Below are 16,866 nucleotides of genomic sequence, written 5' to 3'. Positions count from 1 at the left end.
GGCTTCGTTGTGGTTCGGGGTGGGGGGCTGTCATCCCGTCTGCCGTCGTCCCAGGGCAAGCCGTAGCAGACCAGCCGCCAGGGGCCCAGGTCGTTCGTCCAGCGGGGCGCTCCACCTGGGCCCCTGGCGACTGCCCTGCTACCACTCCGTGTGGGACGACGGCAGACGGGATGACAGCGGGGTGCATTCTGACTGGCGCCGCCTGCGAGTTTGCACCCGATGCCGATCAGAGGTCAGATGGAAGTGGATCCTCTACGGTGAGCTAGGCGAGGCGAGGCGAGCCCAATGCCTGATCAACCGGTGGGAGAGAACGTCCAGCAGCCGAGGCGGGTGGCATGCAGAGCCTGCGAAAATCAGATGCTGCGGAATGAGATTTGTGTATGTGGGTGGCGGAGGGGTCTAGACCCGAATAAGAAGGTAGACGGGATCTATGCCCGGGAGGAACTGCATAAGAACATCAGGCTGTTCGCTATTTCTGCAGTGCCGGGCGGCGTGGTGCTTTTTATTTTCGGTGTAGCTACTGGCGGGGTATTCCTTGCCATCCTTGGCGTGCTCTCCGCGGTCGGGGGCGTTGGCGCCCTGATGGTCACACAAAAGGGTGCAATTTGGGACGGGTTGCAATCTGAAGAGAAGCTCATGGCCTTTCCTGGGATAGCGGCAGGCGCATTCTTCTTCCTTTTCTATGCTGTCATTATCGGCATTATGGCCTTCATTGGAAGCGTTGTGGGAAAGAAGTAGTCGCGTTAGGTCAGGCGTGCGAGCTGAGAGCTTTGTCAACCTAGGCTCTAGCAGTACGCAGTACAGCAGCGGAGTACCGCAACCACAGCAGCCGGTAGTGTCCTATAGCGTCCGTCCCGGGCCTCGAAGCGGCCGGTATGGCCGTCGCTGACCGATCTGGCTAGAGCTACGGATCAGAAGGTTGCAGGTTCGAATCCTGCCGAGTGCACAGCCCAAGAGGCCCCCCGGTTCACCGGGGGGCCTCTTGCGTTGCCCCGTGCCGTGAGGATGTGAGGGCCCCTTCGCGCGGGCCGAGGAAGCGAGGTGCCCCGATGGCGGTCTTCCGGTGCCGCGCCTGCCGCCGTGCGGTGACGCCCGCCCTCGCAGAGCGGCCCCTGCCGGACCCGGACACGGATGACGGCTGGTACCGGCCGCAGGCGTCGCCCTCGGACGCGAAGGGCCACAGCGACGGACCGATCGTGCGGATGGCCCCGGGTGCGTTCGCCGTCGACCCAGAGCCGTCCGGACCGCCGTACGTACTGGACGGGCCGTCCGGGCTGCTGGTGGAGTCCGGTCCGCGGGGCACCGCCGTACTCCACCCGGGCGACGGCATAGGCCTGGAGCCCCACCCGGACCCGGCCATGCGCCGCGGCTACTGCTGCGGGATGGACGGGGAATGGGGGCCCAACCTGGTGTGCGCGTGCGGCGCCGTCATCGCCACCGTCTACTCGGACTGCTATCAGGTGCAGGAGCTGAGACTGCGGCCGGAAACCGTCGAGCGCTGCGACTGATCCTCGAGCGCCCCCCGCCCGGCCGGATCGCCCTCCGTCCCTCTTCGTTCCTCCTCCTCTTCCTCCTCCTCGGGGAGGAGGGCTGGCTCCGGGGAGCCACAGGGGGAGATGGCTCCGGCGGGGGACGCGGGGTGGTGTGGGACCCGGATACGGTTCGTGGAGATCGGGGCCGTGGGCTCGATCGGGATCGATTCACCGGGAAGGCAGGGGGGACCCTCATGGGACTGTTCGGGAACGCACACGCAGTGGATCCGGCGTCGGCGCACCGCGACTACGCGCGGCTGCTGGGGCAGGGGGAGCAGGTGCATGCCGCGTATCTGCTGATCCGCGACACCATCCTGTTCACCGACCGGCGGCTCGTGCTCGTCGACAAGCAGGGGATCACGGGGAAGAAGGTGGAGTACCACTCGATTCCCTACCGGAGCATCACGCACTTCTCGGTGGAGACCGCCGGGCACTTCGACCTCGACGCCGAGCTGAAGATATGGCTCTCCGGAACCGCCGAGCCGATATCGAAGACCTTCACCAAGGGCGTCGACATCTATGAGGTCCAGGCGATCCTGACGCAGTTCGTCACCCGGTAGCCGGACGGGCTGGTTGGGCCGGACAGGTCGGGGCGCCCCCGGCCAGGGGCGGGGGAGGCCCGTCGTCGACATCACCAGGGTGGGAGGAAGACCGCGTGAAGGAAACCGGCGGGGCACTGGTCCAGTGCGCCTTCTTCGAGCGGCCGCTCCCGCTGTGAGCTGGTGGTGCACCGGAATCCGGTGGAGCGACGGACGGCCGGCCATCGGGTGGTGGCAGCAAGGTCCGCAGGGCCGGCCGGATGGGGCGGAGCGCAGCAGCGTCCTCACGTACGGGCAGCAGCTGGCCTTCGCCGCGCGGGGGGAGCGCCACTGCCTCGGCGTCCGGCGGGCCGGCCGGCGGACGCCGTGCCCGACGGCCCTGACGGTGCCCGGGCGGGTCGGGAACGCGCAGTGCCCCGACTGCGCCCGTCTGGACCGGTCCTTCTCGGTGGCCGCCGACACCAACGCGGCCGATCCGCGCACCTATCGGGTCTACCTCGCGTGGTTCGGGCCCGGACTGCTCAAGGTGGGGATCACCGCCGAGGAACGCGGATCCGCCCGGCTGCTGGAGCAGGGTGCGGTGACCTGGGCCTGGCTGGGGCGCGGCCCGCTGATGGCCGCACGGCGGACGGAAGAGCTGCTGCGGGCCGCGCTCGGGGTGCCCGACCGGATCGCCTACGCGCGCAAGCGGGCCGTACGGGGCCACCTGCCGCCGCGGTCCGAGCGGGCGGCGGAGGTCGCCGGGCTGCACGCGCGCGCGGCCGCGCTGGAGGGGTGGCCGGAGTCGCTGGGGCGGCTGGAGTGCGAGGTGATCGACCACGGGGACCCCTTCGGCCTCGGTGCGCTGCCCGCCCCCGACCGGGTGATCACCGAGATGGTGTCCGGGGGGACGGTCTCCGGGCGGCTGGCCGGAGCCGCGGGTCCCGATCTGCACTTCGCCGACGGGCTGGTCGTGGACACCCGGCTGCTCGCCGGATGGGAGCTGGTGGCGCCGGGCGAAGGGGCACGCAGCGAGGTGCCGACCGCCGGGATCCCGCCGGCGGCGCCCGAGGCTGCCGGCGCGCAGGACGGGCTGTTCTGACCAGGCCTGACCAGCACGGGCTGCTGGGTCCAAGGTCAAAACTTGGATCCCTTTGGCCTCCCGGGACGTTTTCCGGTGGACATGCCAGGTCCGGGCCGCAGAGGGTGGTGGGCATGAGCATCCAGCCTGTGCAGGCCTTCGAACCGCCGTACGTGATGAGTGTTTTCACCAGTGTCCGGACCGCCGACGACGGTGGTTACCCGGAGACCCTCGAGCGGATGACCGAGCTCGTCAGCTCCAACCCGGGCTTCCTCGGCTACGAGTCGGCGCGCACCCCCGGCGGACTCGGCATCACCGTCGGCTACTTCCGGGACCACGAGTCCCTCGCCGTGTGGCGCCGGGACCTGGAGCACCAGGCGGCCATGCGGCAGGGCCGTGCCGACTGGTACGAGAGCTACACGCTGCACGTCGCGACCGTCGAGCGGAGCCACGGCTTTGTCCGCGAAGACCGCTGAGGCGGTCCGCGTCTTCCGGGAACGGCTCGGCGTGCCCGGACTGGTCGACGTACACACCCACTTCATGCCCGAGCGGGTCCTGGACAAGGTGTGGGACTACTTCGACGCGGTCGGTCCGCTGACCGGCGTCGAGTGGCCCATCACCTACCGGCACGAGGAGGAGCAGCGGGTCGCGCTGCTGCGGGAGTTCGGGGTCCGGGCCTTCACCGCGATGCTCTACCCGCACAAGCCGGCCATGGCCGCCTGGCTCAACTCCTGGTCCGCGGACTTCGCCGCCCGCACCCCCGACTGCCTGCACACCGCGACCTTCTTCCCGGAGGACGGGGTGGCGGCGTATGTCGGCCAGGCCGTGGAGGCGGGGGCCCGGGTCTTCAAGGCACACCTCCAGGTGGGCGGGTACGACCCCACCGACGACCGGCTCGACCCGGTGTGGGGGCTGCTCGCCGAGGCCGGGATCCCGACCGTGGTCCACTGCGGCTCGGGGCCCGTCCCGGGCAAGCACACCGGGCCCGAGCCGATCGCCCGGCTGCTGGCCCGCCACCCCCGGCTGCCGCTGATCGTCGCGCACATGGGGATGCCCGAGTACGCCGACTTCCTGGACCTCGCCGACCGGTACGCCGAGGTCCGCCTCGACACCACGATGGCCTTCACCGACTTCTCCGAGCAGTTCAGCGGGTTCCCCCCGCAGGACCGGGGCCGGCTCGCCGGCCTCGGCGACCGGATCCTGCTGGGCACCGACTTCCCGAACATCCCCTACCCCTACGAGCACCAGCTCGAGGCTCTCGAACGGCTCGGCCTCGGCGACGCCTGGCTGCGCGCCGTCTGCCACGACAACGCCGCCGGGCTCTTCCACCTGGACTGAGGGGCGGGGCCGCCGCGGGCGGGGCTCTCGTGCGCCCGGTTTCTCAGGTAATTCACAGGTTCAGGCAAGAACGCTCTCAGAGGCGGCGGCCAGCGTGAACGCATGACTGCGACGACCACCTCCCACGCGTCCACGTCCACCGGCAACCCCACGGCCCTCGTACGGCCCGACGGCGGACCCTGCCGGGTCCTCGTCGTGGACGACGAGGCCGCCCTCTCCGAACTGCTCTCCATGGCCCTGCGCTACGAGGGCTGCGAAGTGCGCAGCGCGGGCGACGGGGCGGGCGCGGTACGCGCGGCGCGGGAGTTCAAGCCGGACGTCGTGGTCCTCGACATCATGCTTCCCGATATGGACGGACTGGCCGTCCTCGGCCGGCTGCGCCGGGAGATCCCGCAGGTCCCGGTGCTGTTCCTGACCGCGAAGGACTCGGTCGAGGACCGCATCGCGGGCCTGACGGCGGGCGGCGACGACTACGTCACCAAGCCGTTCAGCCTGGAGGAGGTCGTGGCCCGGCTGCGCGGCCTGGTCCGGCGCTCCGGCGCGGCGCAGGCCGCGCGCGGCGGCTCGGTGCTCCAGGTCGGAGACCTGCGGCTCGACGAGGACAGCCACGAGGTGGCCCGGGGCGGCCAGGACGTCCACCTGACCGCCACCGAGTTCGAGCTGCTGCGGTACCTGATGCGCAACCCGCGCCGGGTGCTGAGCAAGGCGCAGATCCTGGACCGCGTGTGGTCGTACGACTTCGGGGGCCAGGCCAACGTCGTCGAGCTCTACATCTCCTACCTCCGGCGGAAGCTGGAGGGCGGAACCGGCCTTCCGCCGATGATCCACACCCGGCGCGGGGCCGGCTACCTGATCAAGCCGGCCGAGTAGTGGCGCTCGACTCCACACGTACCGCGGAGGATCCGTCCTCCCCGTCCTCCCCGTCCTCCCCGTCCTTCCCGCGCTCCCCGTTCCTGCGGCGCCGTCCGCGCAGGCCGGGGCGCCCCGCGCGCCCGGGCGGCCCCCGGCGCCCCCGCCGCAGCCGGCGGCCCTGGTCCCTGCGCACCCGGCTGGTCGTCTCGGCGGTGGTCCTGATCGCCGTCGTGGGCGCGGCCATCAGCACCGTCACCACCCTCGCCCTGCGCTCGTACCTGGTCGACAAGGTCGACGAACAGCTGCGCGTCTCCGTCGAGATGGCGAGCCGCCCCAACCTGGGCAAGTCCGCCCGGGAGAACAACCTCGGCGTCGTCATGGGCCCCGGGTCCCCGCTGGGGGCCACCGGGGTCCGCCTCGACGCCTCGGGGAAGGTCATCGACAGCGTCCGCAGCGAGCGGAGCGCGGCCATCGGCGGTTCCGGCTCCGGCTCCGGCGGCCACCCGCCCCTCACCCCGGAGCAGGCCTCGGTCCTCGCCGGGGCCGCCCGCAAGGCCGCCAACGGCCGTCCCGGCCGTCCCGGCGGTCCGGTCGAGCTGAACCTGCCCGGACTCGGCGGCTACCGGGTGCTGACCGCGCCCGACGGAAGCATCGTCCTCGGCTTCCCGCTCACCGAGGTCGACTCCACCGTGCACACCCTGATCGCGGTGGAGGTCTGCGTCACCCTCGCCGGGCTGATCGCGGCCTCCCTCGCCGGACAGGCCCTGGTCGGAGTCGCCCTGCGCCCGCTGCGGAGGGTCGCCGCCACCGCCACCCGGGTCTCCGAGCTCCCCCTGCACAGCGGCGAGCCCGCCCTGCACGAGCGGGTCCCCGACGCGGAGGCGGACCCCCGCACCGAGGTCGGGCAGGTCGGCGCCGCCATCAACCGGATGCTGGGCCACGTCTCCTCGGCCCTGACCGCACGCCAGCAGAGCGAGACCCGCGTCCGGCAGTTCGTCGCCGACGCCAGCCACGAGCTGCGCACCCCGCTGGCCTCGATCCGCGGCTACGCCGAACTGACCCGCCGGGGCCGGGAAGAGCCGGGCCCCGACACCCGGCACGCGCTGGGCCGGATCGAGTCCGAAGCCACCCGGATGACCGGCCTGGTGGAGGACCTGCTGCTGCTCGCACGGCTCGACGCGGGCCGCCCGCTGTCCACCGAGGACACCGATCTGGCCCCGCTCGTCGTGGACGCGGTCAGCGACGCCCGGGTCGCCGGCCCCGAGCACCACTGGCGCCTGGAGCTTCCCGACGAGCCCGCGCCCGTCCACGCCGACGCGGCCCGCATCCAGCAGGTCCTGGTCAACCTGCTGGCCAACGCCCGGACCCACACCCCGCCCGGCACGACCGTCACGGCTCGTGTTTCACGTGAAACATCCGCCGTCCGGCTCCGGATCGAGGACGACGGCCCCGGGATCCCGCCCGCGCTGCTGCCCCACGTCTTCGAGCGGTTCGCCCGGGGCGACGCCTCCCGCTCCCGGTCGGCCGGCTCCACCGGCCTCGGCCTGGCCATCGTCCAGGCCGTGGTCTGGGCCCACGGCGGCCGCGTCGACGTCCACAGCACCCCGGGCCACACCTCCTTCGAGGTCCGCCTCCCCGCCGCCCCGGCCCCGGCCCCGGCCCTGATCAAGGCCCCGGCCCCATTCGTCCCGGGCCGCCCGGACTCACAGACAGGGCACAGGGTCAGCACACAGCGGTGACAGCCCCGGCCGGGAGGGTCGGAGCATGCCAACCGACACCTCTCCCGGAGCCCTCCCGGTGCGCGCGCCCCTCGCGCCCGTACCGGGTGAGCCCGTCCTCGACGTGGTGATCCCGGTCTTCAACGAGGAGACGGACCTCGGTCCCTGCGTGCGCAGGCTGCACGAGCACCTCACCCGGACCTTCCCGTACCCCTTCCGCATCACCATCGCCGACAACGCGAGCACCGACCGCACCCCCGAGGTCGCGGCCGACCTCGCCGCCTCCGTCGCCGGTGTGCGCAGCACCCGGCTGGAGGAGAAGGGCCGCGGCCGGGCCCTGCGCACCGTGTGGGGGGACTCCGAGGCGCCCGTGCTCGCGTACATGGACGTGGACCTCTCCACCGATCTCAACGCGCTGCTGCCGCTGGTGGCCCCGCTGATCTCCGGCCACTCCGACCTCGCCATCGGCACCCGCCTCGCCCGGTCCTCCCGCGTGGTCCGCGGAGCGAAGCGGGAGTTCATCTCCCGCGCCTACAACCTGCTCCTGCGCTCCTCGCTGTCGGCCCGGTTCAGCGACGCCCAGTGCGGTTTCAAGGCCATCCGCCGCGAGGTCGCGACCCGGCTGCTGCCGCTCGTGGAGGACTCCGGCTGGTTCTTCGACACCGAACTGCTCGTCCTCGCCGAGCGGGCCGGACTGCGGATCCACGAGGTGCCGGTGGACTGGGTGGACGACCCCGACTCCACCGTCCACATCGCCCGCACCGCCGCCGAGGACCTCAAGGGGGTCTGGCGGGTGGGGCGGGCGCTGGCCGTCGGCGCGCTCCCCCTCGACCGGCTCGCCCGCCCCTTCGGCGACGACCCGCGCGACCGCACCGCCCTGCCCGGGGTCCCGCGCGGACTCGCCCGCCAGCTCCTGGGCTTCTGCGTGGTCGGCGCCCTGTCCACGCTCCTCTACCTGCTGCTCTACTCCGCGGCCCGGACCGCCGCCGGGCCCCAGCTCGCCAACGCCGCCGCGCTGCTGTTCTCCGCCGTCGCCAACACCGCCGCCAACCGTCGGCTCACCTTCGGCGTCCGCGGCCGCGAGCGCGCCGCGCGCCACCAGGCCCAGGGGCTCGTGGTGTTCGGCATCGGGCTCGCCCTGACCAGCGGATCGCTGGCCGCGCTCGCGGCCGCGGGCGGCCGGCCGGCGCACGGCACCGAACTGGCCGTCCTGGTCACCGCCAACCTCGCCGCCACCGTGCTGCGGTTCCTGCTCTTCCGCGCCTGGGTCTTTCCCGAACGGCGCGCCACTCCCGCGAAGGACCACTCCTGATGACCACGGCAGCACTGCCGCTCCACCCGCCGGCCCCGCCCACCCCGTCCGCCCGGGCAGTCCGGGCGCACGCCGCCCGGCCCCGGTGGGAGCGCCCCGCCTTCGCCGGGCTGCTGTTCGCCACGGCCGCCCTGCTGCTGTGGGACCTGGGCTCCTCCGGCTACGCCAACTCCTTCTACTCCGCGGCCGTCCAGGCGGGCAGCGAGAGCTGGAAGGCCTTCTTCTTCGGCTCCTCCGACGCGGGCAACTCCATCACCGTCGACAAGCCCCCGGCCGCCCTGTGGCCGATGATGCTGTCCGTCCGGCTCTTCGGGCTCGGCTCCTGGCAGATCCTCGTGCCCCAGGCGCTGATGGGGGTCGCCACGGCCGCCGTCCTCTACGCCGCCGTCCGCCGCCAGTTCGGGCCGGCGGCCGCCCTGATCAGCGGCGCGGTCTTCGCGCTCACGCCCGTCGCCGCGCTGATGTTCCGCTTCAACAACCCCGACGCGCTGCTGACCCTGCTGATGACGGTCACCGTGTACTGCGTGCTCCGGGCCCTCGACGGCGCGCGCACCAAGTGGCTGGTGTGGGCCGGGGTCGCGGTCGGCTTCGCCTTCCTGACCAAGACCCTGCAGGCCTTCGTCATCCTGCCGCCGTTGGCCGTGCTGTACGCCGTCTGCGCGCCGACCCGGCTGCGCCGGCGCCTCGGGCAGCTGCTGCTCGCCACGCTCGCGATGGTGGCGGCCGGCGGCTGGTGGGTGGCGATCGTCGAACTGTGGCCCGCCGCCTCCCGCCCGTACATCGGCGGCTCGCAGACGAACTCCTTCCTGGAGCTGACCCTCGGCTACAACGGACTCGGCCGGATCAACGGCGAGGAGACCGGCAGCGTAGGCGGCGGCGCCCGAACGGCCCTCGAAGGCGGCGCGGCCGGCACGGGCGGACCCGGTGGTGGCGGCGGTGGCGGTGGCGGGATGAGCTGGGGCGAGACCGGCATCGACCGGATGTTCTCGTCCAACATCGGCGGCCAGATCTCCTGGTTGCTGCCCGCCGCCCTGATCCTGCTCGTCGCCGGGCTCGCGGTCACCTGGCGGGCCCGCCGGACCACCGACTCCCTGGAGGGCATGGCCCGCGCGGCCTTCCTCGCCTGGGGCGGCTCCCTGCTGATCACCGGACTCGTCTTCAGCTACATGCAGGGCATCTTCCACGAGTACTACACCGTCGCCCTGGCCCCGTTCGTGGCCGCGCTCGTCGGCATGGGCATCGCCGTCCTGTGGGAGGAGCGGGGCAGCCGGGCGGCCTCCCTCACCCTGGCCGGCACCCTCGTGATCACGTCGTACTGGGCGTTCGTGCTGCTCGGCCGCTCCGCCGGGTACGTGCCGTGGTTGCGCTGGGGGCTGCTCGCCGCCGGACTCGGAAGCGCACTCCTGCTGCCGTTCGCGGCGCGGCTGGGCCGCCGCGGCGCACTCGGCGTGGCGGCAGTCGGCTTGGCCGCGGCCCTGGCCGGACCCCTCGCGTACTGCCTGACCACGATGACCACCCCGCACACCGGGTCGATCGTCACGGCCGGTCCCGCGGTCGCGGGCGGCCGCGGCGGCCCGGGCGGCGCCGGGATGCGCGTCTTCGAGATGCCGGGCGGTGGCGCACCGCAGGGCACGCCCCAGGGCGGTGGCCAGGTACCGGGTGGGCAGGCCCCCGGCGGCCAGGCCCCCGACGGCAACCAGCCCGGTACCGGCCAGCCCGGCGGCAACCAGCCCGGCGACGGCGGCCGGACGGCCCGGACCGGCGGCGGCCCCGGCGGCACGGGCGGGGGCATGGGCGGCGGCATGGGCGGCCTGCTCGGCGGGACGAAGACGAGCGCCGAGGCCACGGCCGCGCTGCGGGCCGGCGCCGGCGCGTACACCTGGGCCGCGGCCGCCGTCGGCTCGCAGAACGCGGCGAGCTACCAGCTGGCCTCGGGCGAACCGGTGATGGCGATCGGCGGCTTCAACGGCAGCGACCCCTCGCCGACGTTGGAGCAGTTCAAGGCGTACGTGGAGTCCGGGAAGATCCACTACTTCATCGGCCAGGGCAGCGCGGCAGCCGGCGGCGCGCAGGAAGGCACCGGCGAGGCCGCGACCGCGGCCCGGGGCGGCGGTGGACCCGGCGGCGGCACCAGCAGTGCCATCGAGACCTGGGTCAAGGCCAACTTCACGGCGTCCACGGTCGGCGGAGCCACCTTCTACGACCTGACGGCGCCCGCCACCGCGACGTCCTGAACACCCCGCCACCCGTCGGACCCCGCCGGGGCACGGCCCCCGCGCTTCACCGACGCCGCGCCGAACACACCCCCTGGTGCTGTGGCCGGGAAGGTTTGCCGACCCGGTGGACCTTTCCGGTCACAGCACTAGCATCAAGGGGGGCGGACCGGGCATTTCGGGCCGATCCCGTGTCGTGAGGAGGGTGCCTCCATGGTGACCGCGGCCGATCCCGGCAAGGCCCGGACCAGTGTCTGGCCCGCCGCACGGCCCGCCGCACGGCCCGCCGCCCCGCCAGGCGGCGCGGTGAGGCCCCCTCCGGGCTCGACCGGGAGCGGATCACCGCCGAGGTGGTGCGGCTGCTCGACGCCGAGGGACTGGCCCGGTTCTCCATGCGGCGGCTCGCCGCCGGGCTCGGGGTCACCGCGATGTCCCTCTACTGGTACGTGGACACCAAGCACGATCTGCTCGAGCTCGCCCTGGACAGCGCCCAGGGCGAGCTCGTCCGGCTTCTCCGGCTTCTCCGGCTTCCCGGGGCGCCGGGAGAGGGCCGGCCGGGCCGGCTCCGCGTTCTGGCCCGCGGCTACCGGGGGCTGGTGGTGGAGCACCCGTGGGTGGCTCCGCTCACCGCCGCGCATCCGAACATCGGCCCGCACGCCCGGGACTTCGACGCCGCCCTGCAGCGGCTGCTGGACGCCACCGGCCTGCCGGACGCCGCGCGGACCGGTGCCCATCTGGCCGTCTCGCAGTTCCTGCACGGCTGCGGCGGCACGGTCCGGCGGCCGCCCGACGGGGAGTTCTGCCTGGCGCTCGACGTCCTGATCGCGGGCATCGAGGCACACGTCCGGCCCGCCGCGCCCGCAGCCCCGTAAGGCCGCGGGCGGGGGGTCACTCGGTCGCGGTCGGGGCGTGGGCCGCCGGCTTCGACTTCAGGGCGACCTCCTTGATGAACACCACCAGCACGAGCGCGAGGAGCGCGGTGGGGGCGGCGTAGAGGAAGACGTCGCCGACGCCGTGCCCGTACGCGGACTCGACGACCGTGCGGAACGGCGCGGGCAGCTTGTCGAGGTCGGGGATCCCGCCCCCGGCGGTGCCGCCGTGCCCCATCGCCGCGGCCTTCGGGCCGAGGGCCGCGAGCCCGTCCTGGACGTAGTGGGTGACCCGGTTGGCCATGACCGCGCCGAGGGCGGAGACGCCCATCGCGCCGCCGAGGGAGCGGAAGAAGGTGACGACCGAGCTGGCGGCGCCCAGGTCCTCGGGAGCCACCTGGTTCTGGGCGGCGAGGACGAGGTTCTGCATCATCATGCCGAGGCCGAGGCCGGTCAGCACCATGAAGACCGCGATGTGCCAGTACTCGGTGTCGTACCGCAGGGTCCCCAGCAGGCCGAGGCCGGCCGTCAGGAGCACGCCGCCGGAGACGAGCCAGGCCTTCCACTTGCCGGTCTTGGTGATCACCTGACCGGAAACGGTGGAGGAGACGAACAGCCCGCCGATCATCGGAATCGTGAGGATCCCGGACATCGTGGGGGACTCGCCACGGGCCAACTGGAAGAACTGGCTGAAAAAGACGGTCCCCGAGAACATCGCGATGCCGACGAAGAGCGAGGCTGCCGAAGCCAGGCTGATGGTCTTGTTGCGGAAGAGGCGCAGCGGAATGATCGGGTCGCTCGCCCGGGACTCGACGAGGACGAAGAGCAGGCCGAGGGCGACCGCGCCGCCCGTCATCGCCCAGGTCTGCCAGGAGATCCACGCGTAGGAGCTGCCGGCCTGGGTCACCCAGATCAGCAGCAGCGAGACGGCCGCGCTGATCAGCGAGGCACCGAGCCAGTCGACCTTGACCTCGCGCCGGACGACGGGCAGGTGCAGGGTCCGCTGGAGCACGACCAGCGCGATGACCGCGAACGGGACGCCGACGTAGAAGCACCAACGCCAGCCCAGCCAGCTGGTGTCGGTGATGACCCCGCCGAGCAGCGGGCCGCCGACGGTGGCGACGGCGAAGACCGCGCCGAGGTAGCCGCTGTACCGGCCGCGCTCGCGCGGGGAGATCATGGCGGCCATCACGATCTGGGCGAGGGCGGAGAGGCCGCCGACGCCGATGCCCTGGACCACGCGGCAGGCGATGAGCATCCCGGTGTTCTGGGACATGCCCGCGACCATCGAGCCGAGGACGTAGATCACCAGGGATATCTGGACGAGCAGCTTCTTGCTGAAGAGGTCGGAGAGCTTGCCCCACAGCGGGGTCGTCGCCGTCATCGAGAGCAGTGCCGCGGTGACCACCCAGGTGTAGGAGGACTGGGTGCCGCCGAGGTCGCCGATGATCTGGGGCAGGGCGTTGGAGACGATCGTGGAGGACAGGATCGCCACGAACATGCCGAGCATGAGCCCGGAGAGCGCCTTCATGATCTGCGGGTGGGTCATGGGAGTGCTGTCGGACGTGGCCTCCGACCGGCCGCCTCCCCGCACACCGGTGGGTGTGGTCGTAGCCATGTGTTTCCTTCGGTCTAGCTGTCTGGAAGCGTGAAGCTCGATCGGAGTCGGGCCAGCAGGATGTTGAGGTGGTCGATGTCCGTGTCGGACCAGTCGGGCAGGGCCTTCTCCAGTGCGCTGGTGTGGCGGGTGGCGAGCTCGGTGAGGAGCGCGCGGCCGGCCGGGGTGACGCGCAGGATCCGGCAGCGGGCGTCGACGGGGTCGGTGTCGCGGGTGATCCAGCCGCGGTCGGCGGTGTGCGCGACGTGCCGGCTGGTCACGGAGATGTCGATGGCCAGGTACTCGGAGAGGCGGCCGAGCCGCATCTCGCCGTGCCGGTCGAGCACGGTGAGGACGGCCGCCGGGCCGGGCGGGCAGTCGGCGGGCAGGGTGCGGGCGAGGTCGCGCCGGACGGCGCCGATGCCGGTCAGCTGGCGGGCCAGCTCCGCGTAGCGCGTGGCGGGTGACGTGGTCATGCGGCTGCCTCCCCTCCAAATCTCGTTGCTTCGGGCAACCATAGAATCAGATGGTTGTTACAGGCAAATGAATTGGGGACCTGGGCGGTAAAGGAATCGGAAAACCGGCTAGGGTCCTGCGCATGGCTGCGAATCACAACTCGAACCACAACTCACCGGCCCCCGAGGGCGACTACGACCCCGCGGGCAGCACCCAGATGTTCCGGGCGTTCGTCGACGAGCCGGTTCCGGCGCCGACGGTGCCGGGCTCGCGGATGCAGAACCGCGCCGCGCGCAAGTCCGGACCGGGCGCGGGCCTGTGGATCGGCGTCGGCATCGCCGCGGTGGTCCTGATCGCCGTGGTGGCCTGGCTCGCACTCTGAGGCAGGGCTCGCACTCTGAGGCCGGGCTCGCGCTCTGAGGCCGGGCTCGCGTCCGGGGCGCCCGGGCGTCAGCTCCAGGCGGCCGTGACCTTGCGGGTCTCGATGTGCATGCCCAGGGGGACGCGCCAGGACTCGACGCAGACCCGATAGGTCTGCGTCTTCGTCGTGCTGCCCGCGATCGGGGCGGGCAGTGGCTGGGTCGTGGTGATGGTGGCCCAGTCGACACCGAGGGCGCCGATGATGTGCGTCGCGAAGCTGACCGTGCCCGAACGGGCCGCGGTGGTGCCCGTGTTGGTGAACGACACCGTGACCTGCTCGCACCAGCGCTCCGCCGCCGCGCTGCGGACGGGCGCGCCGACGCCCAGCTTCGCAGGCGTGGCCGCGGCCGGTGTCGTACCCGGCTTCGCGGACGACCCGCCCCCGGCGCCGGGGGCGGTGCCCGGGCTGCCGGGAGACGTCGTACCGGGCGCGGCCCCGGGGTTGCCGGGGGTGGTGGCCGCGCCCCCGCCCGGGGCGGAGCCGCCGGGGGGCCGGGCCCCCGGGGCGCCGGGCGGCGTACCGGCGGAAGGGCCGGACGTGTCGGAAGAGGCGGACGTGTCGGAAGAGGCGGAGGAGCCGCCCGCGGCCGACGGCAGGGGCTGGAACTCGATCCCGCCCTTCGGTGCCACGTTCGCCCCGGCCCCCCGCTCGGCACCGGGGCCCACGGCGCCCACCGCGACGTAGCCCTCGCGCGCCGGGCCGCCGCAGCCGGTCAGGGCGGCGGCGGCCGTGGCGCACAGGGCGATCAGGGCGGCTGACTGGGATGCCTTTCGCATCCCGGCAGTTTTCCTGACGCTGCGTCAATTGGGAAGCCGGTGCGGCGGATTGCCGCAGCGAGCAGCGGGCAGCGGGCTATTCGCCGATCAGGCCGACGCGGAGCTGCGCGAGCGTGCGCGTGAGCAGCCGGGAGACGTGCATCTGGGAGATGCCGACCTCCTCGCCGATCTGCGACTGCGTCATGTTCGCGAAGAACCGCAGCATGATGATCTGGCGCTCCCGGGGCGGGAGTTTGGCCAGCAGGGGCTTGAGCGACTCGCGGTACTCGACGCCCTCCAGCGCGGTGTCCTCGTACCCGAGGCGGTCCGCGAGCGAGCCCTCGCCGCCCTCGTCCTCGGGAGAGGGCGAGTCGAGCGAGGAGGCCGTGTAGGCGTTGCCCACGGCGAGGCCGTCGACGACGTCCTCCTCCGAGACCCCGAGCACGGCGGCGAGCTCCGGCACGGTCGGCGAGCGGTCGAGCTTCTGGGCGAGCTCGTCGCTGGCCTTGGTGAGGGCCAGGCGCAGCTCCTGGAGCCGGCGCGGGACGCGCACGGACCAGGAGGTGTCCCTAAAGAATCGTTTGATCTCGCCCACGACCGTCGGCATCGCGAAGGTCGGGAACTCCACGCCGCGTTCGCAGTCGAACCGGTCGATGGCCTTGATCAGGCCGATCGTGCCGACCTGGACGATGTCCTCCATCGGCTCGTTGCGGCTGCGGAAGCGCGCTGCCGCGTACCGCACGAGCGGGAGGTTCAGCTCGATCAGGGTGTCGCGTACGTACGTGCGTTCCGGGCTGTCCGCTTCGAGCGCGGCAAGTCGGTGGAAGAGGGAGCGGGAGAGGGTGCGGGTGTCGATCCGGGTGTCGATGGCTTCCGAGCGGTGGGACACTGCCGGCATTTCACGCTGCTTGACGAGCGTGAGCACCTTGGAGCTGCCCTGGTCTACGGACATGCCACCCCCTTGAGGTCGCGGACGGTCGCGCTTCTCTGCGCGCCCGTCGGAGGAACGCAGCCTCCACCTGAATACCGGAGGCGGGGCTGCGGCAAACGCGGTTCCAGCAGAATGTCACATGTCGGCAACACGCTGTAGCGCCATGTCGACATGTATCTCCAGCGACAGAACACGATAGGCCTGCTCTAGGGCGGGAAACTGCCGGTCTGTCAGGAAACGCGTAGAACGATCTCCACCCGATCCGGTTAAGCCTCGATCCTGTTTGCGGATCGCAGCCGGGCGAAGCTCCGGGCGAGCAGCCGCGAGACGTGCATCTGGGAGACGCCGAGCTCGGCGCTGATCTGCGACTGCGTCAGATTGTTGTAGTACCGCAGGAGGAGGATCCGCTGCTCGCGTTCGGGCAGCTGTACGAGGAGGTGGCGTACGAGGTCGCGGTGCTCGACCCCGGCCAGCTCGGGGTCCTCGTAGCCGAGGCGGTCGAGCAGCCCCGGGAGCCCGTCGCCCTCCTGGGCGGCCTCCAGTGAGGTCGCGTGGTAGCTGCGGCCGGCCTCGATGCAGGAGAGCACCTCGTCCTCGCCGATGCGCAGCCGCTCGGCGATCTCGGGGGTGGTCGGGTTGCGGCCGTGCAGGGTGGTGAGGTCCTCGGTGGCGGCGTTGACCTGGACCCACAGCTCGTGGAGGCGGCGCGGGACGTGGACGGTGCGGACGTTGTCGCGGAAGTACCGCTTGATCTCGCCCACGACCGTGGGCATCGCGAAGGTCGGGAACTGCACCCCGCGCTCGGGGTCGAACCGGTCGATCGCGTTGATCAGCCCGATCGTGCCCACCTGGACGACGTCCTCCATCGGCTCGTTGCGGCTGCGGAAGCGGGCGGCCGCGTACCGGACGAGGGGGAGGTTGGCCTCGATGAGGGCCCCGCGCACCCGGGTGTGTTCGCTGGTGCCCGGTTGCAGGTCCTTCAGCTGCCCGAACAGGACCTGGGTGAGGGCCCGGGTGTCGGCGCCCCGGCTCTGCGGTCTCGGGGCCGCCGGGGGCTCTTCGGGCGCCTCGTGCTGGGGCGGTACGTGGGACTCGGGAGCCTGGGCCTGGGCCTGGGCCTGGGCCTGCGGCTGCGGCTGCTGCGGCTGGGGCAGGGCCTGGACCGAGCTCTGGGCCTGGACCGAGCTCTGGCCCGAGCTCTGTGGCTGGGCCTGCGGTGGGGTCTGGGTCAGCCCGTGGATCGGGCCCTGGGGCGGTGTCTGCAGCGGGGCCG

The 16,866-nt window shown here is 72.4% G+C and carries 15 protein-coding genes and 2 pseudogenes; 12 read left to right on the top strand and 5 right to left on the bottom strand.

Features of this window, described 5'->3' with window-relative positions:
* Positions 1-300: 300 nt before the first annotated feature.
* The 11 genes and pseudogenes from DRB96_RS42665 (at position 301) to DRB96_RS03670 (ending at position 11,436) form a co-directional block, all read left to right on the top strand.
* Positions 301-738: a hypothetical protein gene (locus DRB96_RS42665; RefSeq protein ID WP_162688537.1), complete on the top strand. Its 438-nt coding sequence runs from the start codon at positions 301-303 to the stop codon at positions 736-738.
* Between the two features lie 311 nt (positions 739-1,049).
* Positions 1,050-1,508: a hypothetical protein gene (locus DRB96_RS03715; protein ID WP_112446744.1), complete on the top strand. Its 459-nt coding sequence runs from the start codon at positions 1,050-1,052 to the stop codon at positions 1,506-1,508.
* A gap of 218 nt (positions 1,509-1,726) precedes the next feature.
* Positions 1,727-2,092: a PH domain-containing protein gene (locus tag DRB96_RS03710; protein WP_112446743.1), complete on the top strand. Its 366-nt coding sequence runs from the start codon at positions 1,727-1,729 to the stop codon at positions 2,090-2,092.
* Between the two features lie 154 nt (positions 2,093-2,246).
* Positions 2,247-3,152: a DUF2797 domain-containing protein gene (locus DRB96_RS03705; protein ID WP_112446742.1), complete on the top strand. Its 906-nt coding sequence runs from the start codon at positions 2,247-2,249 to the stop codon at positions 3,150-3,152.
* A 113-nt stretch (positions 3,153-3,265) separates the two neighbouring features.
* Entirely contained in the window at positions 3,266-3,607 is a 342-nt protein-coding gene (locus tag DRB96_RS03700) for an antibiotic biosynthesis monooxygenase (RefSeq protein WP_112446741.1), read from the top strand.
* Positions 3,588-4,469, top strand: a complete 882-nt coding sequence (locus DRB96_RS03695; protein WP_112446740.1) for an amidohydrolase family protein — start codon at positions 3,588-3,590, stop codon at positions 4,467-4,469. Before DRB96_RS03700 ends, DRB96_RS03695 begins: the two co-directional genes overlap by 20 nt.
* A gap of 102 nt (positions 4,470-4,571) precedes the next feature.
* The gene (locus tag DRB96_RS03690) at positions 4,572-5,339 is read left to right on the top strand and encodes a response regulator transcription factor (RefSeq protein WP_112446739.1); all 768 of its coding nucleotides are present in this window, start codon (positions 4,572-4,574) and stop codon (positions 5,337-5,339) included.
* Between the two features lie 167 nt (positions 5,340-5,506).
* The gene (locus DRB96_RS03685) at positions 5,507-7,060 is read left to right on the top strand and encodes a HAMP domain-containing sensor histidine kinase (RefSeq protein WP_239516768.1); all 1,554 of its coding nucleotides are present in this window, start codon (positions 5,507-5,509) and stop codon (positions 7,058-7,060) included.
* A gap of 25 nt (positions 7,061-7,085) precedes the next feature.
* Positions 7,086-8,351 (top strand): glycosyltransferase, encoded by a 1,266-nt coding sequence (locus DRB96_RS03680; protein WP_112446738.1) that lies wholly within the window; start codon positions 7,086-7,088, stop codon positions 8,349-8,351.
* Positions 8,351-10,585, top strand: coding sequence for a glycosyltransferase family 39 protein (locus DRB96_RS03675; RefSeq protein WP_112446737.1), 2,235 nt, complete (start codon positions 8,351-8,353; stop codon positions 10,583-10,585). The genes DRB96_RS03680 and DRB96_RS03675 overlap by 1 nt, the downstream gene beginning before the upstream one ends.
* 192 nt (positions 10,586-10,777) lie before the next feature.
* A pseudogene (locus DRB96_RS03670) lies at positions 10,778-11,436 on the top strand (TetR/AcrR family transcriptional regulator).
* A gap of 52 nt (positions 11,437-11,488) precedes the next feature.
* On the opposite strand, the pseudogene DRB96_RS03665 reads toward DRB96_RS03670, so the two are convergent.
* Together DRB96_RS03665 and DRB96_RS03660 are read right to left on the bottom strand one after the other, a co-directional pair.
* A pseudogene (locus DRB96_RS03665) lies at positions 11,489-13,051 on the bottom strand (MDR family MFS transporter); the annotation flags it as partial.
* Between the two features lie 14 nt (positions 13,052-13,065).
* Complete coding sequence (locus DRB96_RS03660) at positions 13,066-13,506, bottom strand: MarR family winged helix-turn-helix transcriptional regulator (protein ID WP_204357629.1); 441 nt, start codon at positions 13,504-13,506, stop codon at positions 13,066-13,068.
* A gap of 122 nt (positions 13,507-13,628) precedes the next feature.
* On the opposite strand from DRB96_RS03660, the gene DRB96_RS03655 reads away from it, so the two are divergent.
* On the top strand, positions 13,629-13,868 hold the full coding sequence (locus tag DRB96_RS03655) for a hypothetical protein (protein ID WP_112446734.1): 240 nt from the start codon (positions 13,629-13,631) through the stop codon (positions 13,866-13,868).
* Between the two features lie 68 nt (positions 13,869-13,936).
* On the opposite strand, the gene DRB96_RS42660 is transcribed toward DRB96_RS03655, so the two are convergent.
* The 3 genes from DRB96_RS42660 to DRB96_RS03635 all read right to left on the bottom strand — a co-directional run bounded on the left by DRB96_RS42660 (position 13,937) and on the right by DRB96_RS03635 (position 16,747).
* Positions 13,937-14,683, bottom strand: coding sequence for a hypothetical protein (locus DRB96_RS42660; RefSeq protein WP_162689050.1), 747 nt, complete (start codon positions 14,681-14,683; stop codon positions 13,937-13,939).
* A 76-nt stretch (positions 14,684-14,759) separates the two neighbouring features.
* Entirely contained in the window at positions 14,760-15,614 is an 855-nt protein-coding gene (locus DRB96_RS03640; RefSeq protein ID WP_112446731.1) for an RNA polymerase sigma factor SigF, read from the bottom strand.
* A gap of 245 nt (positions 15,615-15,859) precedes the next feature.
* Positions 15,860-16,747: an RNA polymerase sigma factor SigF gene (locus DRB96_RS03635; protein ID WP_112453188.1), complete on the bottom strand. Its 888-nt coding sequence runs from the start codon at positions 16,745-16,747 to the stop codon at positions 15,860-15,862.
* Positions 16,748-16,866 lie beyond the last annotated feature (119 nt).

Origin of the sequence: Streptomyces sp. ICC1 (assembly GCF_003287935.1) — a bacterium.
GTDB classification, from domain to species: Bacteria; Actinomycetota; Actinomycetes; order Streptomycetales; family Streptomycetaceae; genus Streptomyces; species Streptomyces tritrimontium.
The sequence above is the reverse complement of the archived record's forward strand: the minus strand, read 5'-3'. Positions and strand labels throughout refer to the sequence as shown.